At 71.2% G+C, this 22,618-nt stretch carries 23 protein-coding genes and 2 tRNA genes; 7 read left to right on the plus strand and 18 right to left on the minus strand.

Translation table 11 applies throughout. The features are described 5' to 3' along the window. Window positions 1-161: 161 nt before the first annotated feature. The 3 genes from ACZ4XD_RS19250 to pgsA are packed head-to-tail and all read right to left on the minus strand — an operon-like array spanning window position 162 to window position 2,964. The gene (locus ACZ4XD_RS19250; protein ID WP_468043567.1) at window positions 162-1,322 is read right to left on the minus strand and encodes a glycosyltransferase family 4 protein; all 1,161 of its coding nucleotides are present in this window, start codon (window positions 1,320-1,322) and stop codon (window positions 162-164) included. After that, window positions 1,319-2,311, minus strand: coding sequence for a phosphatidylinositol mannoside acyltransferase (locus ACZ4XD_RS19255; RefSeq protein WP_468043569.1), 993 nt, complete (start codon window positions 2,309-2,311; stop codon window positions 1,319-1,321). The genes ACZ4XD_RS19250 and ACZ4XD_RS19255 overlap by 4 nt, the downstream gene beginning before the upstream one ends. Further along, a complete protein-coding gene (gene pgsA, locus ACZ4XD_RS19260; protein WP_042156930.1) occupies window positions 2,308-2,964 on the minus strand; it encodes a phosphatidylinositol phosphate synthase in 657 nt (218 codons plus the stop codon). Before pgsA ends, ACZ4XD_RS19255 begins: the two co-directional genes overlap by 4 nt. 273 nt (window positions 2,965-3,237) lie before the next feature. Between pgsA and ACZ4XD_RS19265 the strand changes: the two genes are divergently transcribed. Beyond that, a complete protein-coding gene (locus tag ACZ4XD_RS19265; RefSeq protein WP_468043572.1) occupies window positions 3,238-5,436 on the plus strand; it encodes an elongation factor G-like protein EF-G2 in 2,199 nt (732 codons plus the stop codon). A 185-nt stretch (window positions 5,437-5,621) separates the two neighbouring features. Next, complete coding sequence (locus ACZ4XD_RS19270; protein ID WP_468043574.1) at window positions 5,622-7,301, plus strand: hypothetical protein; 1,680 nt, start codon at window positions 5,622-5,624, stop codon at window positions 7,299-7,301. A 49-nt stretch (window positions 7,302-7,350) separates the two neighbouring features. Here ACZ4XD_RS19270 and ACZ4XD_RS19275 read toward each other — a convergent pair whose 3' ends face one another. From ACZ4XD_RS19275 to ACZ4XD_RS19285, 3 genes are all read right to left on the minus strand, one after another. Next, entirely contained in the window at window positions 7,351-8,556 is a 1,206-nt protein-coding gene (locus tag ACZ4XD_RS19275; protein ID WP_468043576.1) for a YncE family protein, read from the minus strand. Then, window positions 8,556-9,356: a polysaccharide deacetylase family protein gene (locus ACZ4XD_RS19280; protein WP_468043578.1), complete on the minus strand. Its 801-nt coding sequence runs from the start codon at window positions 9,354-9,356 to the stop codon at window positions 8,556-8,558. Before ACZ4XD_RS19280 ends, ACZ4XD_RS19275 begins: the two co-directional genes overlap by 1 nt. Window positions 9,357-9,457: 101 nt before the next feature. Continuing rightward, entirely contained in the window at window positions 9,458-10,015 is a 558-nt protein-coding gene (locus tag ACZ4XD_RS19285; RefSeq protein WP_042156938.1) for an HIT family protein, read from the minus strand. Window positions 10,016-10,076: 61 nt separating this feature from the next. Here ACZ4XD_RS19285 and ACZ4XD_RS19290 point away from each other — a divergent pair, with 61 nt between their 5' ends. Continuing rightward, window positions 10,077-10,724 carry a potassium channel family protein gene (locus tag ACZ4XD_RS19290; protein WP_468043580.1) on the plus strand — a complete coding sequence of 216 codons (648 nt, stop codon included), beginning with the start codon at window positions 10,077-10,079 and terminating at the stop codon, window positions 10,722-10,724. Window positions 10,725-10,779: 55 nt separating this feature from the next. Here ACZ4XD_RS19290 and thrS read toward each other — a convergent pair whose 3' ends face one another. The 3 genes from thrS to ACZ4XD_RS19305 form a co-directional block, all read right to left on the minus strand. Further along, entirely contained in the window at window positions 10,780-12,759 is a 1,980-nt protein-coding gene (gene thrS / locus ACZ4XD_RS19295; RefSeq protein ID WP_468043582.1) for a threonine--tRNA ligase, read from the minus strand. A gap of 112 nt (window positions 12,760-12,871) precedes the next feature. After that, complete coding sequence (locus tag ACZ4XD_RS19300; RefSeq protein ID WP_468043584.1) at window positions 12,872-14,050, minus strand: hypothetical protein; 1,179 nt, start codon at window positions 14,048-14,050, stop codon at window positions 12,872-12,874. After that, entirely contained in the window at window positions 14,050-14,616 is a 567-nt protein-coding gene (locus ACZ4XD_RS19305; protein ID WP_042156947.1) for a DUF4365 domain-containing protein, read from the minus strand. The genes ACZ4XD_RS19300 and ACZ4XD_RS19305 overlap by 1 nt, the downstream gene beginning before the upstream one ends. Before the next feature lie 199 nt (window positions 14,617-14,815). On the opposite strand from ACZ4XD_RS19305, the gene ACZ4XD_RS19310 reads away from it, so the two are divergent. Then, window positions 14,816-15,541, plus strand: a complete 726-nt coding sequence (locus tag ACZ4XD_RS19310; RefSeq protein WP_386685799.1) for an exonuclease domain-containing protein — start codon at window positions 14,816-14,818, stop codon at window positions 15,539-15,541. A 114-nt stretch (window positions 15,542-15,655) separates the two neighbouring features. Here ACZ4XD_RS19310 and ACZ4XD_RS19315 read toward each other — a convergent pair. From ACZ4XD_RS19315 to ACZ4XD_RS19330, 4 genes are all read right to left on the minus strand, one after another. Next, a tRNA-Val gene (locus tag ACZ4XD_RS19315) sits at window positions 15,656-15,727 on the minus strand. A 117-nt stretch (window positions 15,728-15,844) separates the two neighbouring features. Then, window positions 15,845-16,306 (minus strand): SRPBCC family protein, encoded by a 462-nt coding sequence (locus ACZ4XD_RS19320; RefSeq protein WP_468043587.1) that lies wholly within the window; start codon window positions 16,304-16,306, stop codon window positions 15,845-15,847. 86 nt (window positions 16,307-16,392) lie between these two features. Then, window positions 16,393-16,464: transfer RNA gene (locus ACZ4XD_RS19325), tRNA-Val, on the minus strand. A 54-nt stretch (window positions 16,465-16,518) separates the two neighbouring features. Then, window positions 16,519-16,974, minus strand: coding sequence for a TIGR02611 family protein (locus ACZ4XD_RS19330; RefSeq protein ID WP_468043589.1), 456 nt, complete (start codon window positions 16,972-16,974; stop codon window positions 16,519-16,521). A gap of 189 nt (window positions 16,975-17,163) precedes the next feature. On the opposite strand from ACZ4XD_RS19330, the gene ACZ4XD_RS19335 reads away from it, so the two are divergent. Both ACZ4XD_RS19335 and ACZ4XD_RS19340 read left to right on the plus strand, forming a co-directional pair. Then, window positions 17,164-17,577 (plus strand): SsgA family sporulation/cell division regulator, encoded by a 414-nt coding sequence (locus tag ACZ4XD_RS19335; protein WP_003959770.1) that lies wholly within the window; start codon window positions 17,164-17,166, stop codon window positions 17,575-17,577. Between the two features lie 225 nt (window positions 17,578-17,802). After that, window positions 17,803-18,369 (plus strand): CGNR zinc finger domain-containing protein, encoded by a 567-nt coding sequence (locus ACZ4XD_RS19340; protein WP_468043592.1) that lies wholly within the window; start codon window positions 17,803-17,805, stop codon window positions 18,367-18,369. Window positions 18,370-18,390: 21 nt separating this feature from the next. Here ACZ4XD_RS19340 and ACZ4XD_RS19345 read toward each other — a convergent pair whose 3' ends face one another. Further along, window positions 18,391-18,546, minus strand: coding sequence for a hypothetical protein (locus ACZ4XD_RS19345; RefSeq protein ID WP_181018640.1), 156 nt, complete (start codon window positions 18,544-18,546; stop codon window positions 18,391-18,393). Between the two features lie 68 nt (window positions 18,547-18,614). Continuing rightward, window positions 18,615-19,073 (minus strand): hypothetical protein, encoded by a 459-nt coding sequence (locus ACZ4XD_RS19350; protein WP_468043595.1) that lies wholly within the window; start codon window positions 19,071-19,073, stop codon window positions 18,615-18,617. A gap of 196 nt (window positions 19,074-19,269) precedes the next feature. Here ACZ4XD_RS19350 and ACZ4XD_RS19355 point away from each other — a divergent pair, with 196 nt between their 5' ends. Beyond that, window positions 19,270-19,800 (plus strand): DsbA family protein, encoded by a 531-nt coding sequence (locus ACZ4XD_RS19355; protein WP_468043597.1) that lies wholly within the window; start codon window positions 19,270-19,272, stop codon window positions 19,798-19,800. 33 nt (window positions 19,801-19,833) lie between these two features. On the opposite strand, the gene ACZ4XD_RS19360 is transcribed toward ACZ4XD_RS19355, so the two are convergent. From ACZ4XD_RS19360 to ACZ4XD_RS19370, 3 genes are read right to left on the minus strand one after another with little or no spacing between them, the layout of a single operon-like run. Beyond that, on the minus strand, window positions 19,834-20,664 hold the full coding sequence (locus ACZ4XD_RS19360) for a GNAT family N-acetyltransferase (protein WP_468043599.1): 831 nt from the start codon (window positions 20,662-20,664) through the stop codon (window positions 19,834-19,836). 35 nt (window positions 20,665-20,699) lie between these two features. Then, entirely contained in the window at window positions 20,700-21,524 is an 825-nt protein-coding gene (locus ACZ4XD_RS19365) for an aminotransferase class IV (protein ID WP_468043601.1), read from the minus strand. After that, entirely contained in the window at window positions 21,521-22,588 is a 1,068-nt protein-coding gene (locus tag ACZ4XD_RS19370) for a chorismate-binding protein (protein WP_468043603.1), read from the minus strand. The genes ACZ4XD_RS19365 and ACZ4XD_RS19370 overlap by 4 nt, the downstream gene beginning before the upstream one ends. Window positions 22,589-22,618 lie beyond the last annotated feature (30 nt).

The following is a 22,618-nucleotide window of genomic DNA, read 5'->3' on the forward strand; positions in this document are numbered from 1 at the left end:
GGGGGGGGTGGGGGGGGTGTGCGTCTTGCGTGGGAAGGACGAACCCCCCCCCCCCCCCCCCCCAGCCCCCGGAGGCCCGTCACCGCACCCACAAACCACCCGCCCGCCGCAGGCGCAACGGCGACAAACCACCACGGCGGGAAAGACAAAAACGTGGGAGGTCAATCCTTCGCCGGCCAGAGGCGATTCCGTGGGCCGACCCGCTCATCCGTGGCCACGGACGCCGCCCCGGTGGTAACCGTCTCGTATACGGCGAGGATATCGGCGCCAACAGTCGCCCAATCGAAGCGGCGCACATGCCGGGCGCCACGCTCACGCAGTTCGGCGAGGCGCGCCGGGGCACCGAGAAGTCGTACCGCCGCAGCGGCGAGCGCATCGGCGTCCTCGTTGGTGAAGAGTTCGCCGGCCTCGCCCTGGTCGAGGACCTGGGCGAAGGCGTCGAGGTCGCTGGCCAGGACGGGCGCCCCGGCCGACATTGCCTCCACGAGGATGATGCCGAAGGATTCGCCGCCCGTGTTGGGCGCTACGTAGAGGTCGACGCTGCGCAGCAGGCGGGCCTTGTCCTCGTCGCTGACCATGCCGAGGAATTCGACCCGGGAGCGCAGGTCGGCGGGCAGCTCCGCGACGGCCTCCGCCTCGTCGCCGCGGCCGGCGACCAGCAGCCGGGCGTCCGGTACCGCGGCGAGGATCGTGGGCAGCGCCTTCATCAGGACCGGCAGGCCCTTGCGCGGCTCGTCGATCCGGCCGATGAAGCCGATGGTCCGTCCCTGCCACTCGGCCTTGGGCTCGGCGGTGGCGAAGAAGTCGACGTCCACGCCGTTGGGGATGACCACCGCGTCGCCGCCGAGGTGTTCGACGAGGGTACGGCGGGCGTATTCGCTCACCGCGATCCGTGCGCTGATCTTCTCCAGCGCGGGCTGGAGGATCGGATACGCGGCGATCATCGCCCGCGAGCGCGGGTTGGAGGTGTGGAAGGTCGCCACGATCGGCCCCTGGGCCGCCCAGCAGGAGAGCAGGCCGAGCGAGGGCGAGGCCGGCTCGTGGATGTGGATGACGTCGAAGGCGCCGTGCTGGAGCCAGCGGCGGACCCGGGCGGCGGAGAGGAACCCGAAGTTGAGGCGGGCGACCGAGCCGTTGTACGGGACGGGGACGGCGCGGCCGGCGGAGACCACGTACGGCGGCAGGGGGGTCTCGTCGTCCGCGGGGGCCAGGACGGAGACGTCGTGGCCGAGGCGGATCAGGTGGTCGGCCAGGTCCCGGATGTGGAACTGCACGCCGCCGGGGACGTCCCAGGCGTACGGGCAGACGATGCCGATCTTCACACGGACTCCGTTCCGGAGGTTCCGGAGGTTCCGGAGGTCCCGGTGCCGCCCGGGGCGCCGGGCTGCTCGCGCGGTTCCAGGTCGGCGAGCCAGAGCCGCTGGAGCATGTGCCAGTCCTCGGGGTGGTCGGCGATGCCGGAGGCGAAGGCGTCGGCGAGCGCCTGGGTCATCAGGGCGGCCTTCTCGGCGCGGGTGCCGGTCTCGGGGACCTCGATCTCCGGGTGGACCCGGCCGCGCATGACGGGGGTGTCGTCGTACCAGAGGGTGACGGGCAGCAGCATGGCGCCGGTCTGGACGGCGAGTACGGCGGGGCCGGCCGGCATCTTCGTGGCCTCACCGAAGAACTTGACCTCTATGCCGGAGGCGGAGAGATCGCGGTCCGCGACCAGGCAGACCAGTCCGCCGGCCCGCAGCCGCCGGGCGAGCGTGCCGAAGGCGGCGCCGCCGGTGTGCGGCAGGACCTCCATGCCCAGGCCCTCGCGGTAGGCGACGAAGCGGTCGTAGAGGGTTTCCGGCTTGAGGCGCTGGGCGACGGTGGTGAAGGGGACCCCGAGTTTGGTGGTGACCCAGGCGCCCGCGAGGTCGTAGTTGCCCATGTGGGGCAGCGCCAGGATGACGCCACGGCCGCTTTTGAGCCCGTCCTCCAGGTGGTGCACGTCCTCGGGGGTGAAACCCGTCCTTATCCGGTCCTTGCTCCAGGCCGGCAGCCGGAAGGACTCCATCCAGTAGCGCATGTACGAGCGCATCCCGGCCCGGGACAGCTCGGCGAGCCGCTGCGGCGTGGCGTCCGGCACGACGCGGGCGAGGTTCGACTCCAGGCGGAGGACGCCCTTGCCGCGGCGCTTCCAGGCGGTGTCGGCGATCCGGCGGCCGAGGCGTACGGCAGCGCCCTCGGGCAGTTTCTTGACGGTGCTCCAGCCCAGCGCGTAGAGCGCCTCCGCCAGCTTCTCCGTATCGATCAACGGCCGGCCGTTCCTGCGCGGGCTCATGCGCTGTTCCCCCCTTGTGCCATGGCGTCGGCCTCGGCCGACTCCCGTCGTACCGTCACCACGCGCTGGCCCAGGGTGACGGCGCTGCCGATGCCGACGATCCACAGGGCGATCGGCAGCAGGATCTCGACGCCGGGCACCCCGAAGGCGTGCAGGCCCGACAGGCCGCAGGCGACCAGCGTGATGACCAGCCGCTCGGCGCGCTCCACCAGGCCGTTGACGTCCACCGGCAGCCCGATGGCCTCCCCGCGGGCCTTGGTGTACGAGACCACCTGGCCGCTGGCCAGGCAGAAGATCGCCATCCCGCAGAGCATCAGGCTGTCGCCCCGGCCCGCGTACCACAGGGCGAGCCCGCCGAAGATCGCCGAGTCGGCGACCCGGTCGAGGGTGGAGTCGAGGAAGGCCCCCCAGCGGCTGGAGCGGCCCAGCTGCCGCGCCATGTTGCCGTCGACGAGGTCGGAGAAGACGAACAGCGTGATGACGATCGTGCCCCAGAAGAACTCGCCCAGTGGGTAGAAGATCAGGGCGCCGGCCACCACGCCCCCGGTGCCGACCAGAGTGACCGCGTCCGGGCTGACGCCGATCCGGATGAGCAGGGCGGCGAACGGCGTGAGAACACGCGTGAAGAACGCACGCGCGTACTTGTTCAGCATGGCCTTCCCGGGAGTCGATACGGGCCGTGCGGTCTGACGGCCACCGGCGGGCCCATCGTAGCCAGGAGGTCACGGGGCACCACGAACGCATCGCGGCGCGGGGTGCGTCCCGCGGCTCGGCACCCCCGGCGCGCGCCGGCGGACGCGCCCGCGGGCCCCACCAGGGACGTCCGGGCCCTTGGGAGCACCGGGCCCGTGTGCCACGTATGGACGCGGCATGGCCGCGGTGGAAAGCTCGAATCACCGCAAAGTGTCGACCTGGAGGCGAGACACATGAGCGAGAAATCGAGTACACACCCGGGAGCCGCCGGCAGGGCATCAACGGCCGACCAGCCCACGGCCCTGCGCAATGTGGTGCTGGTCGGCCACAGCGGCTCGGGAAAAACCACACTGGTCGAGGCCCTCGCGCTGGCATCCGGCGCGGTCAACCGGGCAGGACGGGTCGAGGACGGCGGCTGCCTCTCCGACTACGACGACATCGAGCACCGGCAGCAACGCTCCGTACAGCTCTCCCTGGTCCCGGTGGACTGGGGAGAAGTCAAGATCAATCTCTTGGACACCCCCGGATACGCCGATTTCGTCGGGGAACTCAGGGCCGGTCTGCGCGCCGCGGACGCGGCCCTTTTCGTTGTCTCGGCGGCCGACGGCGTGGCCGGCGCGACCCGTATGGTCTGGGACGAGTGCGCGGCCGTCGGAATGCCGCGCGCGCTGGTCATCACGCACCTGGAGGCGTCCCGCGCCGACTTCGACGAGATGACCGAGCGCTGCCGCTCCGCTCTCGGCGGCGAGGACCCGGATTCCGTCCTGCCCCTCTACCTCCCGCTGTACGGGACGCCGGGCGCCGACGGCCACGCCCCCGTGCACGGCCTGATCGGCCTGCTCTCACAGCGGGTCTTCGACTACTCCTCCGGCGAGCGCACCGAACGCGCACCCACGGAGGACGAGCTGCCGCTGATCGAAGCGGCCCGCAACCGCCTCATCGAGGGCATCATCGCCGAGAGCGAGGACGAGTCCCTGATGGACCGCTACCTCGGCGGCGAGGAGATCGACATCAAGACCCTCATCGGGGACCTGGAGACGGCGGTCGCCCGGGGCGCCTTCCACCCGGTGCTGGCCGCGGCCCCGGCCGTCGAGGGCTCCAAACAGGGGCTGGGCACCGTGGAGCTGCTGGAGCTGATCACCGGTGGCTTCCCGACGCCCGTGGAGCGCGAGGCGCCGGCCGTGACCACACCGGACGGCGCCCCGCGCCCGGCGCTGAGCTGCGACCCCGACGGTCCGCTCGCGGCCGAGGTGGTCAAGACCTCCTCCGACCCATACGTCGGCCGGATCTCGCTCGTCCGCCTCTTCTCGGGCACCCTGCGCCCGGACGAGACGGTGCATGTCTCGGGCCACGGACTGCAGGACCGCGGGCACGAGGACCATGACGTCGACGAGCGGGTCGGCGCGCTGTCCACCCCGTTCGGCAAGCAGCAGCGCCCGCTGTCCAAAGCGATCGCCGGCGATCTGGCCTGTGTGGCGAAGCTGTCCCGGGCCGAGACCGGCGACACCCTCTCCGGCAAGGACGACCCGCTGCTGATGGAGCCCTGGACGATGCCGGACCCGCTGCTGCCGGTCGCCATCCAGGCCCACAGCAAGGCCGACGAGGACAAGCTCTCGCAGGGCCTGGCCCGGCTGGTCGCCGAGGATCCGACGATGCGTCTGGAGCACAACCAGGACACCCATCAGGTGGTGCTGTGGTGCCTGGGCGAGGCGCATGTCGATGTCGCCCTGGAGCGGCTGCGGACCCGCTACGGCGTCCAGGTGGACACGGTCGCGCACAAGGTGTCGCTGCGGGAGACCTTCGGTGCCCCCGCAGCGGGCCGCGGGCGGCATGTGAAGCAGTCCGGCGGACACGGCCAGTTCGCGATCTGCGAGATCGAGGTGGAGCCGCTGCCCGGCGGCTCCGGTATCGAGTTCGTGGACAAGGTCGTGGGCGGTGCGGTGCCCCGGCAGTTCATCCCGTCCGTGGAGAAGGGCGTACGCACCCAGGCCGCCCGCGGGGTCGCCGCCGGGCATCCGCTCGTCGACATCCGCGTCACGCTGCTCGACGGCAAGGCGCACTCCGTCGACTCCTCGGACGCCGCGTTCCAGACGGCGGGCGCGCTGGCGCTGCGGGAGGCCGCCGGTGAGGTCCGGATCGAGTTGCTCGAACCGGTGTCCGAGGTGAGCGTGATGGTTCCGGACGATTTCGTCGGCCAGGTGATGAGCGATCTGTCGGGGCGCCGCGGCCGGGTCGTGGGCACCGAACAGTCAGGGGCGGGACGCACCGTGGTGCGCGCCGAGGTGCCCGAGGTCGAGATCGACCGGTACGCCATCGATCTGCGCTCCCTCTCGCACGGCACCGGGCGGTTCTCCCGCGTCCACCTGCGGCATGAGCCGATGCCGCCGCAGCTCGCCGACAAGTGGCGGGAAGAGGCGGAGAACGGCGCATAGTTGACGGCCGATCAACCGTTGGAGCGGCCGCTGTCCTGCTCAACTCCTCTGGGCGGGACGGCGGCTGTACGCTGAGGCCCTGCCGTTGAACCGGGGTTCGACGCCAGGATGCGAGGTCACGGGCGCGAAGACAGGCTCTCAGCAGGTGTGCCGTCAGCAGAAGTCGGGAAGAGCCGCATCATTGGATGCGTGCGGTGTGGGGGGCGGTAGTGGCAGACGGCTTTGACTTCAGTCCCGGGGCGCAGGTCCCGCTTTCGGGGAGCGCCGGGCAGACGGCGGCGACCCAGGCGCTGGCCTCGGCCGCCTATCGGGACAGCCCGCTCGCCGATATCTCCAAGGCCGACTCGGAATCCGGCAAGTCCGCCATCAAGAAGCCCAAGCTGTCGCTGTTCGCGCCCAATCTCGGCGAGGCGTTCGCGCGTGCGGTGCAGGTGCGGATGCTCGGCGGCGGGCGGGCCGCGCTCATCCAGTCCTTCGGGACCGAGCCGCAGACCATCGTCGAGCACTGTCTGTCCGCCACCCGCATCCGCAAGCAGCGGGACGCCAAGCTGACGCTGCTGATGGTGCTGTTCGGGGTGCTGTTCCTGCCCGGTGTGCTGCTGTGGCTGGGCGTCTTCCAGCTGCGGAAGATGCTCTCCAAGGACGGCGCGGGCAGGGGCCTTTCCCTGATCGGCGGGGTGCTGCTGACGGTGTTGGGCGTCCTCGGCGTGTTCTTCATGATCAAGCTGCCGTTCAACGGCTTCTGGCCGCTGTACGCCCGCGGCGCGGTCGTCGCCCCGGTGGTCGGCTGGTGGCTGGCCAAGCAGATCTGCGAGAAGACCGCGGTGGCCATGCGGGAGTCCTGGAAGGGGCTGCTGGAGGGCGGCGGGGTGGCCGCGAAGATCCCCGAGGCGGTCCCGCAGGACCCGAACCAGATCGCCGCCGAGACCCTCCGCCAGAATCTCGCCAAAATCTCCGCCGAGCAGAACAGCAACGTCGTCTTCTACGCCGGCCCCAAGGGGATACTCGGCATGGGCACCCGCTGGGGCAGCTGGCAGCTCGCCGAGGAGCTCATCCCGGCGCAGGAAGGCAGCGAGATCCATCCGTTCCGCAGCTGGGACGTGATCCGGGCGATCCACGACAAGCTGCGGCTGCTGGAGCGCAGCCCGCTGCACACCGGCGGCTTCCCCACGCCGTCCGTACGCCACTGGATCGTCTCGCCGGTCGGTGAGAAGGCCGCCGCGGTCGCCCGCCCCGAGGGCAGCCATGTGGAGGCGTTCCAGATCCGCGGGCACGAGATAGAGCGGATCTGCAACGAGCAGCAGTTCGGCAGCGGCAACCGCCACTACCTCGGTGTCCAGTTCGTCCTGTGGGACGGCCAGTTGGTGATCACCCTCATGATCACTGTCACCGTGCTCCACGAGACGCTGCGCATCGAGGTGACCGGCCACGCCCTCGGCCCGGTCAACGGCCTCTTCACGACGAAGCCGGAGCCCAAGACCAAGGACGTCGCCAAGGTCGTCAAGTTCTGGGAGACCAAGACCCAGCAGCTCCCGCTCATCGAACCGCAGGAGGTGGTCCGGCTCGCCGCCCGCGCCCCGCTGACCTGGTTCCCGCCGGTGCTGGACTTCCTCGGCGGCAAGCTGACCCTGCCCGAGCCGTTCGGCCTGCGGCACGTCTGGGCCGACAAGCCCTGGCGGCACCGCTTCATGGCCGATGACGCGCTGCGTGCCGCGACCCCGGTGCTGCGCACGGTCCACTCCGCCGCGATGAGCGTCCTCAAGGAGAACGGCGTGGACACCGAGCGCTTCACCAACCGCTCCCTGGTACTCAGCGGCATGATCCAGGGCGTGGAGCCGCAGAAGGCGGACGAGTACAACGCTTAGGGCCTGATCCACGACAGGCCCTGGGTGACGGCCCCCTGGGGCGCACCGGCTAGCGGAAGATGCCGGTGTGCCCCAGGGAGTACCGTCCCGGCTGCGGGTAGACCGCCAGCCCGTGCGGGCCCTGGCCGACCGGGATCTTGGCGAGGGTCTTGCCGGTACGGGTGTCCAGCGCGTAGACCTCGGAGTTGTAGCGGCCGGACAGCCACAGCACCTTGCCGTCGGTGGACAGACCGCCCATGTCGGGGCTGCCGCCGCCGCGGATGTGCCATTTGTCGACGAGCTTGCCGGTCCGGAAGTCGAGCAGCGAGATGGAGCCCTCGCCGCGGTTGGAGACGTACATGTGCTTCGAGTCGCGGCTGACGTAGAGGCCGTGGGCGCCCTTGCCGGTCGCCATGAGCCGGGGCCGGTCGAAGCTGTCACCGTTGAGGACCCAGATGCCGTCGGCCGTCATGTCGGCGACGTACCAGGTCCTGCCGTCCGGGGAGATCTTCACGTCCTGCGGCATCGCGCCCTCGAACGGCAGCTTCTCCTGGCCGATGACCTTCATCTTCGCGGTGTCGACCTTGAGCAGCTCGCCGGAGAACTCACAGGAGACGATGAAGTACTTCCCGTCCGGCGAGAAGTCGGCGTGGTTGACGCCGCCGCAGTTGACCGGGAGCGTCTTGCGGACCTCCATGGTGTGCGGATCGCGGAAGACCAACTGCCGGTCCATGGAGGCCATCACGACCGCGTACTTCCCGTTGGGCGTGAAGTAGAGGTTGTACGGGTCGTGGACCTTGACGGGGTCGCCGGCCTTGCCGGTGGCCGGGTCGATCGGGGTGAGGTCGTGCCCCCGGTTGTTGTTGACCCAGAGCGTCTTCAGGTCCCAGGACGGCACGACATGCTGCGGCTGGACGCCGACCGGAATGGTCTCGATGACCTTGTAGGTCTTCGGGTCGATGACGCTGACCGTGTCGGAGCCGGTGTTGGGGACGTAGATCCGCGAGGGGAAGTCCTTGACCTGCGGCGCCAGCCTGCCCGGCCGGTCCGCCGCGTAGAGGTCGTGCTCGTCCAGCAGCGGCGGCATCCCGGGCAGGCCCGGCTTGGCGGCCTTGAGCGGTGCGCGCTCGACCGGCCGCGGGCCGTGCGCCGCCCGGTCGTTCTCGTCACCGCTGCCACAGCCCGCGGCCACCAGCGCGCAGGCCACGGCGAGCAGCGTGGCCCGGTGGCGCACGCGGGGGCTCCGACGGTCGTGGGTACGGTTCCGGTCAGCCATCAGGTCACTAGCTCCGTTGTCGTCACCGCGCGCAGACCGCGCCGGCGGAGGCCGTCGAGGATCGGGGGCAGCGCGGCCACCGTGCCGGCGTGCCCGAGGTGGAGGCTCACGACCGAGCCCGGCTCGACCGCGTCCAGGACCGTGCGCTGGACGGCGGCGGCACCGGGGTCGTTCGCGTCGAGGGAGTCCACGTCGTAGGAGAGGACGTGCGGATAGCCGGCCTTACGGGCCAGCTCGGTGACCAGCGGCGTGGCCCGCCGGGTCTGCGAGGGGCGGAACCAGCTGCCGATGGTCCCGGTGAGCTTGCGCAGCCGGTCGGCACAGCCGCTGATCTCGGCGTAGGCGTCGGCGGCCGGCAGGGCACAGATATCGCGGTGGTGCAGCGTGTGATTGCCCAGCTCGTGGCCGCCGTCGAGGATCCGGCGGGCCATCGCGGGCTGCTCGTCGAGCCAGTCGCCGACGGCGAGCACGGTGACCTGGGCGCCGGCCCGCTCGGCCTCGCCCAGCAGCGCGGTCGCCATCCTGGGGTCGCCCCGGCCGTGGAAGGTCAGTGCGACCGCCCGGCCGTTCCGCGGCCCGTGTTCGATCTGTACGGGCCGGCCGGGCACCCGGGTCGGCGGCCGGGCGGCGCGCACCGGGGCGGGCGAGGCGTGGCCCGCCCCGGAGGAGCCTGGCCCGCCGGCGGAGCGGACGGCTCCGGGGTCCTGGTCCCGCGTCGGGTCGCAGCCCGTCACCAGCGCTCCGGCGGCCGCGGCCGAGGCGGCCGCACGCAGCACGGAGCGGCGATCTAGGGAAGTCACCACCCCATTAGAGGGGCAACTAATCCGAATTAGGGCGATCTATCCGATTCGTCCGGTGCGTGTCGCCCCGGACACCCGCCCCGGAGCGGGCCGGGCGGACGCTACGCGGGCCAGGCGCGCGCGAGCATCGCCCGGGTGTCGGCGAGGAGTTGGGGCAGCACCTTGGTGTGGCCGACCACCGGCATGAAGTTGGTGTCGCCGCCCCAGCGCGGGACCACGTGCTGGTGGAGATGGGCCGCGATCCCGGCCCCGGCGACGGTGCCCTGGTTCATCCCGATGTTGAAGCCGTGCGCCCCGGAGGCGGTGCGCAGCGCGGTCATCGCCCGCTTGGTGAACTCCGCCAGCTCCGCGGTCTCCGGGCCGTCCAGCTCCGGGTAGTCGGCGACATGGCGGAACGGGACGATCATGAGGTGACCGCCGTTGTACGGATACAGATTCAGCACCGCGTAGACATGCTCACCGCGCGCGATGACGAGGCCGTCCTCGTCCGACTTCTCGGGGATGGTGCAGAACGGACAGCCGTCATCGGCCCCCGGGCCGGTCGGCTTGTTCTCCCCCTGGATGTAGGCCATCCGGTGGGGCGTCCACAGGCGCTGGAAGGCGTCCTGCGTCCCGACTCCGATCTGCTGCTCCGGCTCGCTTGTCATACGGGCCAGCATATGGCTTCGCCCGTTGGCACCGTGTCGTTGGGGCGGATACCCTGCCCCGCTCCGCGATGCTGTGCCGGTGGAAACGGACGCGCGGCTACAGGAGTGGGAGAGGCGCGCACAGCCGTATCTCCTCATCGCCTCGATGCTCTTTCTCACCTCCTACTCGATCCGGGTCCTGGTCCCCGGCCTCTCCCCCGGCTGGTACATCTTCTGGGAGACCCTCACGATCGTGAGCTGGGGTGTTTTCGTGGCGGAGTATCTGGCGCGGCTGACATTCAGCAGGGACCGCTGGCACTTCGTGCGCACCCGCTGGCTGGACCTGATCGTGACCGTTCTGCCGCTGCTGCGACCGCTGCGCATGATCGATCTGCATGAGCGGATGCAGCTGCGCCGGGCGGCACCCGGGCTCGGCCTGGAGGCGCGGGTGATGGCCTACTCCGGGCTCGCCGCGCTGCTGCTGGGCTACGCCGCCAGCCTGGCGGTCTACCACGTCGAGCAGTCCGCCCCGGACGCGAACATCCGCACCTTCGGTAACGCGGTGTGGTGGGCCGCTTCCACGCTGACGACGACGGGGTACGGCGATGCCACCCCCGTCACCGCGCGCGGCCGGGTGATCGCGGTGGGGCTGATGTTCGCCGGGGTGGCCCTGGTGGGCGCGGTGGTGGGCTCCTTCTCCTCCTACCTGCTGCGTCGCTTCCGGCAGGAGGGCGAGACATGACGCGGCCCCGGAGAGCCGCTCGCTCTCCGGGGCCGGGTGCTCGGTGCTCAGGCACTCACACCTGGACGCGGCGCTCCACGACGTCGAGGAGCTCGGCGATCGCCTCCTCGCGCGGAATGCCGTTCTTCTGCGAACCGTCGCGGTAGCGGAAGGACACCGCGCCATGGGCGACATCCTCGTCACCGGCGATGATCATGAACGGCACCTTGCTCTTCTGGGCGTTCCTGATCTTCTTCTGCATCCGGTCCGACGAGGAGTCCACCTCGATCCGCAGCCCCTTGGTCTTCGCCTCGGCGGCGAACTCCTGGAGGTAGGGGACATGCGCGTCGCCGATCGGGATGCAGGTCGCCTGGACCGGGGCCAGCCAGGCCGGGAAGGCGCCGGCGTAGTGCTCCAGGAGCACCGCGAAGAACCGCTCGATGGAGCCGAACAGCGCGCGGTGGATCATGACGGGGCGCTGCTTGGAGCCGTCGGCCGAGGTGTACTCCAGGTCGAACCGCTCCGGCAGGTTGAAGTCCAGCTGGATGGTCGACATCTGCCAGGTACGGCCGATGGCGTCCTTGGTCTGCACGGAGATCTTCGGCCCGTAGAACGCGGCGCCGCCCGGGTCCGGGACCAGCGGCAGGCCCTGCTTCTCGGCCACCTTCCGCAGTACCTCGGTGGCCTCCTCCCAGGTCTCGTCCGAGCCGACGAACTTCTCCGGGTCCTTGGTGGACAGCTCCAGGTAGAAGTCGGTCAGACCGTAGTCACGCAGCAGGTCGAGGACGAAGGTGAGCGTGGCGTCCAGCTCGTCCGCCATCTGCTCCCGGGTGCAGTAGATGTGCGCGTCGTCCTGGGTGAAGCCGCGGGCGCGGGTCAGGCCGTGCACCACACCCGACTTCTCGTAGCGGTACACGGTCCCGAACTCGAAGAGGCGCAGCGGCAGTTCACGGTACGAGCGGCCGCGCGCGTCGAAGATCAGGTTGTGCATCGGGCAGTTCATGGGCTTGAGGTAGTAGTCAATGCCCTCGTCGAGCTGCATGGGGGGGTACATGCCGTCGGCGTACCAGTCCAGGTGGCCCGACTTCTCGAACAGCTTCCCCTTGGTGGCGTGCGGGGTGTAGACGAACTCGTACCCCGACTCCTCGTGCCGCCTGCGGGAGTAGTCCTCCATGACCCGGCGGATGATGCCGCCCCTGGGGTGGAAGACCGCCAGCCCCGAGCCGATGTCCTCGGGAACGGAGAACAGATCCAGCTCCGCGCCCAGCTTGCGGTGGTCGCGCTTCTCCGCCTCGACGAGGAACTCCAGATGCGCCTTGAGCTCGTCCTTGGTCGGCCAGGCGGTGCCGTAGATCCGCTGGAGCTGCTTGTTCTTCTCGCTGCCGCGCCAGTACGCGGCGGCCGAGCGCATCAGCTTGAACGCCGGGATGGCGCGGGTGCTGGGCAGGTGCGGACCGCGGCACAGGTCCTTCCAGCACAGCTCGCCGGTCTTGGCGTCGAGGTTGTCGTAGATGGTCAGCTCGCCGGCGCCGACCTCGGCGGAGGCACCCTCGGCGGCGTCCGCGGCGGAGCCCTTGAGCCCGATCAGTTCGAGCTTGTACGGCTCGTCGGCCAGCTCCTCGCGGGCGGCGTCATCGCTGACCGCACGGCGCGCGAACTTCTGGCCGCGCTTCTGGATCTCCTGCATCTTCTTCTCGATGCGCTTGAGATCGTCCGGGTGGAACGGGGTCTCGACGTCGAAGTCGTAGTAGAAGCCGTCCTTGATGGGCGGGCCGATGCCGAGCTTCGCCTCCGGGAACAGCTCCTGCACGGCCTGCGCCATCACATGCGCGGTGGAGTGCCGCAGGATGTTCAGACCGTCCTCGGAGGTGATCTCGACGGGCTCGACCGCGTCACCGTCGGCGACCTCGTACGCCAGGTCCTTCAGCTCCCCGGCCACCCGCGCGGCGACGATGCTGCGCTCGCCCTGGAAGAGGTCGGCGGCCGTAGTGCCCGTGGTCACCACGCGTTCTTCCCGCTCGGAATCGCGCTGGATGGTCACACGGACGTCTGACACCGGTCTCTCCTGACTACTGTCTCTTCACGGCAGCGATTGCTGCGCAGCCGAATCGTACCGAGCCTGCGGACCCGACCGCGAAACGGTTTCACCACCCCCGGCTCGCACGGTGTCATTCCTCGGCACCGCACGCCTCCTCGAAGAAGTCGAGATTCTCCTGGAGCGACTTCAGCAGCCGGTCCCGCTCCGCCTCGTCGACCTGTACGGGCGTGACATCGCGGCCGCCGGTGATCCGCCGGAAGCCGCCGCGGCTCTCCAGCCGCCCGCTCACCCGCACCGGCAGTCCCACCAGGTGCGCATGCCCGGCGATCCGGTAGTCCTCCTCCCCCAGCGCGACCCGTACCTGGAGCACATCCGCTCCGGAGATCACCCGCAGCCGCACCGTGCCGGGGCCGCCCGGCCGCTCCCGGCGCAGCCGTACCACCGCACCGGTCACCCGGACCGGCAGCGACGGCTCCTCGCGGACATAGCGCTGGGCGGCCTGCTGGAGGGCGGGCAGATCGCCGGGCGAGAACTCCACCGGCTCGGGGCGGGCCGGGCAGCCGGCCGGGGCACCGGCCGCCGGCGACCACTCGACCGCGATCCGCGCCCCCTCCGCGTCCCGCACCAGGGCGATCAGCGCCTGGGCCAGCTCATGGCAGACCCCCAGCCCGACGGCCGCGTCGAAGGCCTCCATACCGCCGGTGGCCCGCTGGTAGTCGGTGGCGTCGCGGACCGCGTGCAGCGCCCGCTGGAGCCCGGCGACCGCCCGGCGGCCGCCGGAGACCGGCACGAACGCGGTCACCCGGCGCCCGGCCGCCGCCGGACCGACCAGCACCTGGTTCAGAAACCCCTCGGCCTGGCGTTTGTGCCGGGCGCCGTAGTACCCGGCCCGGCCGTACGTCCCCAGCGCCCCGGCGAGCAGCATCGAGCGGGCCGCGCCGCGCAGCTGCTCCTGCGCCACCCAGTGCGCGGCCCCCGAGCCGCCGTCGGGGACCTCGCGCTCCCAGCGGACCTCGTCGCTGGGCACCGCCAGCCCCATCAGCACCTCCCGGGCGGAGGGTGCGGCGCTCTGTGCCAGCGCCGCCAGCGCCTCCGCGAGCAGTTCCCCGCTGTCGGGGAAGCGGCGGTCGTGCGGGACCAGCAGGCTGGTGCCGGCCGCGCCGCCGGGCGGGGTCCACCGGGCGTAGTGGCCCGCGGCCCCGCCCCGGCGCCGCCAGCCGTGCCGGGCCAGCAGCGCGCCGAGCACCGCCGGGTCGAGCTGCGCGGGATCCAGCAGCCGCGCGTCATATTCGTCGGTCGGCCGGTACATCAGGGTCTCCCTCCCGCGCCGACGCGCGTCATGATCTCGCAGAGCGCTCGGTCGTCGAAGATCCGCGCGGTGGGGATCCGCACAGTGGTCCTGCGCCGGCCGGTCACCGGATGGCCGGCCAGGTTGATCCAGTAGCAGCAGTGCCGCAGTTCGAGGCGGTCGTGGCCGGCCCGCAGCCAGTCGTCCGGGGTCCGCGGGACCAGCATCACGACCAGGATCTTGTGCACCGTGACGGGCGTACGGGCCAGCTTCACCAGGTGGTCGTTGTCGAGCGTGAAGGCGAACGTCGGCCCCGGCGGGCGCGGGGCGGTCTGGTAGGTGCACTTGAGCTGCACCTTGATGGTGACCTCGTCGTCGACGGTGTGGCCGGGCGCGCCATGGCTGACGTGCCAGTCGATTCCGTTGTCCGGGAAGGGCTGCGCCAGCGAGCACCCGGAGGCGGCGGCGACCGCATGGAGATAGCCCACCTGAAGGGTCTCCATGCAGGCGGTGGTGGCGAGTCCGCCGCGCTGCGGGGTGGTCCGCTGAGGCAGCAGCCCGCCCGGTTCGGGCTGCGCGAGCGTCATCGCGGAGTGGCCTTCCGGGCTGTGCCGATCGATGCGGGTGGATGACGGGGAGCAGGCGGATCGCGTCGGCCCGTCCCTCTGGTTGTCTCCGCGTCAAGTGGTCCGCAAACAAAGACGGTTCGAGCCCCCGGCGGCTCGGGTATCACCAGCTCGGATGGCGTACGTGTCATCCCCCGTACGAGCGCGAGGAGTTGGGATGATGCCGTGCTGGTATGACGGTCCGCTTGCCGCCTTCGACACCGAGACCACCGGGATCGACGTCGAGCGCGATCGCATCGTCTCCGCGGCCCTGGTGGTCCAGGAGACACCGCGCTCCGCGCCCCGGATCACCCGCTGGCTGATCAACCCGGGCGTCGAGATACCGGACGCCGCGACGGCGGTGCACGGCCTGACGGCCGACCATCTCGCGCTGCACGGCCGCTGGCCCGCGCCGGTCCTGGAGGAGGTCGCCCGCGCCCTGGCCGCCCAGTCGGTGGCCGGCCGGCCGCTGGTCGTGATGAACGCCCCGTTCGATCTCACCCTCCTGGAGCGCGAGTTGAAGCGGCACCGCGCCAGCTCGCTGAACGCCTATCTGGGGGGCCACCCGCTGCGCGTCCTGGACCCCCATGTCCTCGACAAGCACCTGGACCGCTATCGCAAGGGCCGCCGTACGCTCACGGATCTGTGTGCGCACTACGAGGTCGAGCTGACCGACGCCCATGAGGCGGCCGCCGACGCGCTCGCCGCGCTGCGGGTGGTCCGGGCCCTGGGGCATCGCTTCGCCGAGCGCCTGGAGGGGCTGCATCCGGCGGAGCTGCACACCCGCCAGGCCGTCTGGTACGCGGCCCAGGCCCGCGGACTTCAGGCGTGGTTCGCCCGCAGCGGCAATCCGGAAGTCGTTGATCCGCACTGGCCGCTGCGCCCCGAACTCCCGGCGGCGGCCTGATCCCCCCTCAGTAATTCCGCCGGGCGGCAAAGGCACCGGGCGGAATTCCCAAGGGGGCACTCTTCCAACAAAAAGAACCGGGCCGCTTTTTGGCGGCCCGGTTCTTGATCCCGGTGGGCGATACTGGGTTCGAACCAGTGACCTCTTCGGTGTGAACGAAGCGCTCTCCCACTGAGCTAATCGCCCGGGTGTCGGCGAGGTTTCCCTCGCGAACGAGCAGAACAATACAGGCCGCCCGGGGCTTCCATCAAATTCCTGTTCCCCGGCGGCCCCGGGCCGCCGCGGCCGGGTGCCCGGCGCCCCTCATCCGCGGGCCAGCCAGGCCGCCAGCCCGCGCCGCCCGGCCCGCATCATCAGCGCGTGATTGGCGAGGAACAGCGGCCGCCCCAGCAGCGCGAACCGCCGCAGCAGCGGCTTGCGGACCTCGACGTCCTGCTCGAAGACGGCACGGGTGCCGCCGGCGCCGGGCACCACCGTCCAGCGCGCCCAGCCCGCCAGATCCCCGCGCATCGTCATCTCCAGCACCCCCGCACCCGGATCCCGTACGCGCTCGCTCGCCACCACCGTCAGGTCGTACGGCAGCAGGGAACGGAACCGGGCGGTGCCGCTGCGGTCGTCGAGCGGGGTCACCTCGCGGACCTGCGGCCACCACTGCGGATACGCCTCGGCGCGTTCGAGGACGGCGTAGACGACGGTCGGTGAGGCGTTGAGCAGCCATACGCTGCGGAAGCGGTACCGGTGCAGTCGACGGGGCCAGTCGGGCATGATCCCAGTGTGCGCCCCCGGGCGCGGCGCCCGCCCAACAACTGCGAGGGCCCGGAGACTTGATGTCTCCGGGCCCTCGTCCGGGGTGGGCGATACTGGGTTCGAACCAGTGACCTCTTCGGTGTGAACGAAGCGCTCTCCCACTGAGCTAATCGCCCGGGCGCACCGCCAACATTACCGCACGTCGGCGGGCACTTCTGACCACGCCTCGGTCACTCGGAGACGTTCCACGGCATCGCGAGGCCGAACTTCCACACGTAGACCGCGAGCGCCGCTGCGATGATCACCAGGCCGATGGTGGTCAGGATGATGTTGCGCCGCCGCACCTTGGGGTCCAGCGCCCGCTGGGCCGCTTCGGTGACCTTGCGCTTGGTCCAGCGCAGCACCAGCTGCGCCCAGACGAACTCCGTCGCCCAGATCGCCATGCCGCCGAAGATCACCAGCCAGCCCGGCCCCGGCAGCGGCAGCATGATCACGCCGGCCACCACGACCGCGAGACCGACGACGAAGACTCCGACCTGCCAGCTGACATGCAGCGGCCGGGAACTCTTGATGAAGTGCGGCGCCCGCGAACCGAGCGGCTTCTCGGCCGGCTCCTCGGCCTGCTTCCCGGCCGGAGCGGCGTCCCCCTCCACCGTTCCCAGCCCCCCGTTACTCTGCGTATTCATACCTCCCAACTTACCGGACGCGACCGTCCGCCGGAATTACCGTCGGGGACGATCTCGCAATCCGCCGGAAGAGGTACCTGAAGCCACACAAAACCGTCAGAGGGGTTTACAACGGCACCGTAGGTGGCATGTCGATTTCGCCGACGTGCGAATCCCCGAGCGCACACTGAGCGAAAGGCCCTGGCGCTTATGAACACCACGGTCAGCTGCGAGCTGCACCTGCGCCTCGTTGTGTCGAGCGAGTCCTCACTGCCTGTACCCGCGGGCCTGCGGTATGACACGGCCGATCCCTATGCCGTGCATGCCACCTTCCATACCGGAGCCGAGGAGACCGTCGAGTGGGTTTTCGCCCGCGACCTCCTCGCCGAGGGCCTGCACCGGCCCACGGGCACCGGAGACGTCCGCGTATGGCCGTCCCGGAGCCACGGACAGGGTGTTGTCTGCATCGCCCTGAGCTCCCCGGAAGGCGAAGCCCTGCTCGAGGCGCCCGCGCGGGCTCTCGAGTCGTTCCTCAAAAGGACCGATGCCGCCGTACCGCCCGGTACGGAGCACCGGCATTTCGATCTCGACACCGAGCTCTCCCACATCCTCGCGGAGAGCTGAGACGCAGACCGGTTACCGAAAGCACCCACCCGCTCACACTTGCGCCCGTCCGACTCGGGGAGACGGCGCAGGACCGACAAGTTCACACGGCACACTTCGGCGTCGTCGCCGCGGACCCACCGCGGAGTCGGCGCTGAAGCTTGTTCGAGGCGCTAGAGTCGGCCACCATTCGGCCACCCACGGGGGCGGTACCCGTCCGGCCCCACCCTGCCAGGGAGCGGAACCGTGCTCATCACCCATGACACCCGGTGCGCGCTGGACGCGGTCGTCGATCTGCTGAACACCGCCCCGGAGGGCGAAGGCCCCGGGGCCCCGGACAGCCTGACCGATCTCGCGGCCCTGGAGGACTTCGTCCGGCGCAACGCCATCAGCGGCGTGGGCGCGCTCGGTGCCGGCGACCTGGCCACCGTACGGTCCGTCCGCGCGCGCTTCGCCCGGGTTTTCGCGGCCGCCGACGACCGCACCGCGGCCGAACAGCTGAACGCGCTGGTCGCCTCGGCGGGCACCACTCCGCAGCTGACCGACCACGACGGGTACGACTGGCATGTCCACTACTTCGCGCCGGGCGCGTCGGTCGCCGATCATCTGGCCGCTGACGGCGGGATGGCGCTGGCCTTCCTCGTCGTCGCCGGGGAGCGCGAGCGGCTGCGGCACTGTGAGGCGCCGGACTGCCGGCATGCCTTCGTCGATCTCTCCCGGAACCGCTCCCGGCGCTACTGCGACAGCCGTACCTGCGGAAACCGGCTGCATGTCGCGGCCTACCGGGCACGGCGGCGGGAGGCCGCGGGCTGAGCGGCGGCGCGGCGGCCGGCCTCACAGGAGGAAGAGGTCGTGGACCGCGCCGAGAAGGAGCAGAAAGCCGATCACGGCGAGGAAGAGCATCAGCGGCGGCTGGGACAGCGCGAACAGACAACCGCGTGGTCGGGGGGACGGGGCGTCGTCTTGGGCGAGGGCGCACTCATCGTTCATCTCGCGCGCATCATGACGCAGATGATCGTCCGAGTGCGCCCGATGGACGCCTCAGCAGCGGTAGTTCATCAGATCCCGTGCTTTTTCAGGATCGCTTCGATGTCCGAGAAGTCATCCTTGGGGGCGCCGCCCTTGGCCGGCGCGGCCTTCCCCTTGGCTGCCGGCTGCGCCGCCGCGCGGCCCGCGCCGAGGGAGGGGGCGGAGGCGGCGGGAGCCACCGCGTCGGGCGTGCCGGCCGCCGCGGCCCGGCGCTCCTTACGGCTGCCGACCCCGCGGCGGCGCTCCACCGCCCTGGTGGTCATGAACAGCACGAACGAGAGGGCGAGCACGCCGAAGCCGGCCCAGACCGTGGGCTTGAAGACGATCCCGGCGAGCCAGTCGATGACGCCCGTCATCACCAGTCCGATGGGGATCAGGGAATAGGCGGCGATGCGGGTCGCGGCCAGGAACCGCTTGCGGTATGCCGTGATCGCGGCGATGCCCAGGCCCGCCGCCGACACCGCGGCACAGACGGTCGAGGTCAGCATCCGGTCCTCCTGCCGATGGATGGGTGAGCAGGCAGTCTGCTCCCTTCCATCCTGCCTTGTCCCGGCACGCGGGGGCCATGTTCCGGCCCGGCCTCAGGGACATCTCGGGGTCGGGGTCCTTCCCAGGTCCCGGTTCGGCCGCCGGTCCGGGGTACCTCGCGGGACCAGCCGTGGGAAGACTGGAAGACTGGCTCTCATGAACGACGCCACCACCCCGTCCCCCGCCCGTCCCGTCCGCCCCGTGCTGGACGTGTGGTGCGAACTCCAGTGCCCGGACTGCCATGCCGCCCTGGAGGACCTGCGGGCGCTGCGGGAGCGCTACGGCGACCGGCTGGACATCCGGCTGCGCCACTTCCCGCTGCCGAAGCACCCGCACGCCTATGTCGCCGCGCAGGCCGCCGAGGAGGCCATCGAGCAGGGCCAGGGCTGGCCGTACATCGAGGCGGTGCTGGCGCGGACCGAGGAGCTCGGCAAGCGCGGGGACAAGCTCCTGCTGAAGGTCGCCGGCGAGCTGGGGCTGGACACCGAGGAGCTGGACACCGCGCTGATCGACGGGCGGCATCTGCTGATCGTCGACGCGGACCAGGCCGAGGGCAAGGCCATCGGCGTGACCGGGACCCCGACGTATGTGATCGGCGGCGAGCGGCTGGACGGCGGCAAGAGCCAGGAGGGGCTGCGCGCCCGTATCGAGGAGATCGCCGACCGGCTGCTGGCCGAACAGGACTGAGCCCGGGACCTCACCGGCCCTCGGCGAGCCCGCTCACAGGATCGGCTTCCACAGCAGATAGCCGGTGGGCCGGTAGCCCAGCGAGACGTAGAGACCCAGCGCCGGGGCGTTGCCCGCGTAGACGTTCAGACCGAGGCTGGTGCGGCGCGCCGCCAGGCTCTCCCGCTCGGCGATCCCCATCAGGGTGCGGCCGTGGCCCTGCCCGCGGTGCCCGGGGGCGACCCGCACATCGACGACATAGCCGCCGGGCTGGTCCGGCATCCGCAGGGCGACCCAGATGCTGCCGACGTCCGCGCCGCCGTGGGCCAGGACGCGCAGCGCCTGGTGGGGAGTCTCCGCCCCCTCCGGGAGCAGGGCGCGATGGCCGGCGGCCGCGGTCTCCTCGGCGCGCTCCCGGGCCATTCCCTGGCCGGTCTGCGTGCGGATGTGCTCGGCGAGCGCGGCGTCCCGCCAGGCCGGGTACTCCGCCTCGCTCAGCGCGCGGTCGGTGCTGCCGTCGGGCAGCGGGGGCGCGGCGGTGAGGTGCTTGCTCATCATGCGGCTGCGCTCGGTGTAGCCCAGCGCCGCCGCGAGCCGCCCGGCGGCCTCGGCGTCGGCCGGTACGGTCAGCTCGATCTGCCGGCAACGCCAGCCGCGCAGCACCTCTTCCGCGGCGAGCGCGGCGACCGTGGCGCGGCCCCGGTGCCGGTCCGGCTCGTCGATGACCAGCTCCGCGATCCGGCCGGCCGTGGGGCCGAACCGGGCGTCCGTCGTCAGCCGTATCCCGCCGACCCGGCGGCTGTTGACACAGACGTCGTACGAGCGGGCGCGGTGCCCGTCGTCGTGCCGTTCTTCCGGTCCCGCGGGGCGCAGCGTTGTGGTCACGAGGACTTTCTACTCGCCCATGAGCGGGCGCGTCATCACCGCGGATCGAAGTCGGCGGCCGCCTGCTCGTCGAAGATCCGCATGGCTTCCGCGGTCACCGGGCCCGGGGCGTCCGCGAGTTGACGGTCGTCGATCCGGGACACGGCCTGGACATCGCGCAGCGTGGAGGTCAGGAAGATCTCCTCGGCCCGCTCCAGGACGTCCAGCGGCAGATCGGTCTCCTTGGCGCCGGCCCAGCCGACGGTCAGGGCGCGGGTGATGCCCGCCAGACAGCCGGAGTGCAGCGGCGGGGTGTGCAGTTCACCGTCCAGGACGACGAAGACATTGGCTCCGGTGCCTTCGCAGAGCGCGCCGACGGTGTTGGCGAACAGCGCCTCGGACGCGCCCCGTTCCCGCGCGCGGGCCAGGGCGACGACGTTCTCGCCGTACGACGTGGTCTTCAGGCCGGCGAGCGCGCCGCGTTCGTTGCGGGTCCACGGGACGGTGACGGCGGCTGTGGTGTCGGGGCGGCGCCGGGTCTCGGAGAGCGCGATGACCAGGGTGGGGCCGGCGTCGCCGCGGTCCGAGCCGAGCGGGGAGACGCCGCCGGTGTAGGTGAGCCGCAGCCGGCCGAGCGCCATCGGGTTGGCCGCCATGACGGCCTCACAACCGTGCCGCACCTCGTCGAGATCGGGATCGGGCAGCCCCAGCCCGCGCGCGGAGGTGGTCAGGCGCTCCAGATGACGAGTGAGGGCGAAGGCGCGGCCGCGTTCGGCCTTGATGGTCTCGAAGACTCCGTCGCCGACCGTCAGGCCGTGGTCGAAAACCGAGACCCGGGCGCTCTCCGCGTCCTGCAGTGCCCCGTCGAGCCAGATCTTCATCGCTTTCCTCCACTCACCTCATGCAGGCCCGACGCTACCGCCAGCAGCCTGCGCGCCTTCAACTCGGTCTCGGCCCACTCCCGCTCCGGATCGGAGTCCCAGATGATCCCCGCGCCGGCGCCGAAACGCAGCACCGGGCCGCCGGGCGGGGTGCGGTCGATCCAGAAGGTCCGTATGCCCACCGCGAGCTCGCCGGTGCGGCGGTCCGCGTCGACCCAGCCGATGCCGCCGCAGTACGGGCCGCGGGGGGCGGTCTCCAGCTCCTCGATGATCCGCAGCGCGCTGGACTTGGGGGCGCCGGTCACCGACCCGGGCGGGAAGGTGGCGCCCAGCAGATCCGCCCAGGCGGTCTTCTCGTTCGCCCCGTCCAGCTCGCCGCGCACCGTGGAGACGAGGTGGACCAGGCCGGGGTGTTCCTCGACGGCGCACAGTGCCGGGACGGTGACGGTTCCGGTGGCGCAGACCCGGCCGAGATCGTTGCGGACCAGGTCCACGATCATCACGTTCTCCGCCCGGTCCTTCGCCGAGAGGTCCGCCGCGGTCCGGCCGGTGCCCTTGATGGGACCGGAGGTGACGATGCGGTCCTCGCGCCGCAGATACAGCTCCGGGGAGGCACTGGCGATCTCGACGCCGTGCGCGGGCAGCCGGATCGTGCCCGCGTGCGGCGCCGGATTGCCGCGGGCCAGCACCGCGGACAGCGCGTCGACATCGGCCCGGTCGGGGTCGGGCAGCGGCGCGGTCAGCACCCGGCAGAGATTCACTTGATAGACGTCGCCGGCCGCGATGTGTTCACGGACGCGCCGCACACCGCCGGTATAGGCGTCACGGTCCAGCGAGCTGATCCAGTCCTCGGGCGCGGGGCCCCGCCAGGCGTCGGCGGCGGGCCGGTCCGCCGCGGTAGCCGGCCGGACGTCGCCGAAGCGGGCACAGACCACTGTGCCCTCGAAGTCGGCGGCGACCGCCCACCAGCCCGTGGAGTCCAGGGCCGCGGGATCGCTGGTCACATCCCGCAGGTCAGTGGCTATCAGGCCGCCGAAGCGTGCCATCGGAGCGAAGTCGTGCACGTCAGCGAGTCTATGGCGGCGGCCCGCGGG

Source organism: Streptomyces sp. NPDC029466, from assembly GCF_055574515.1.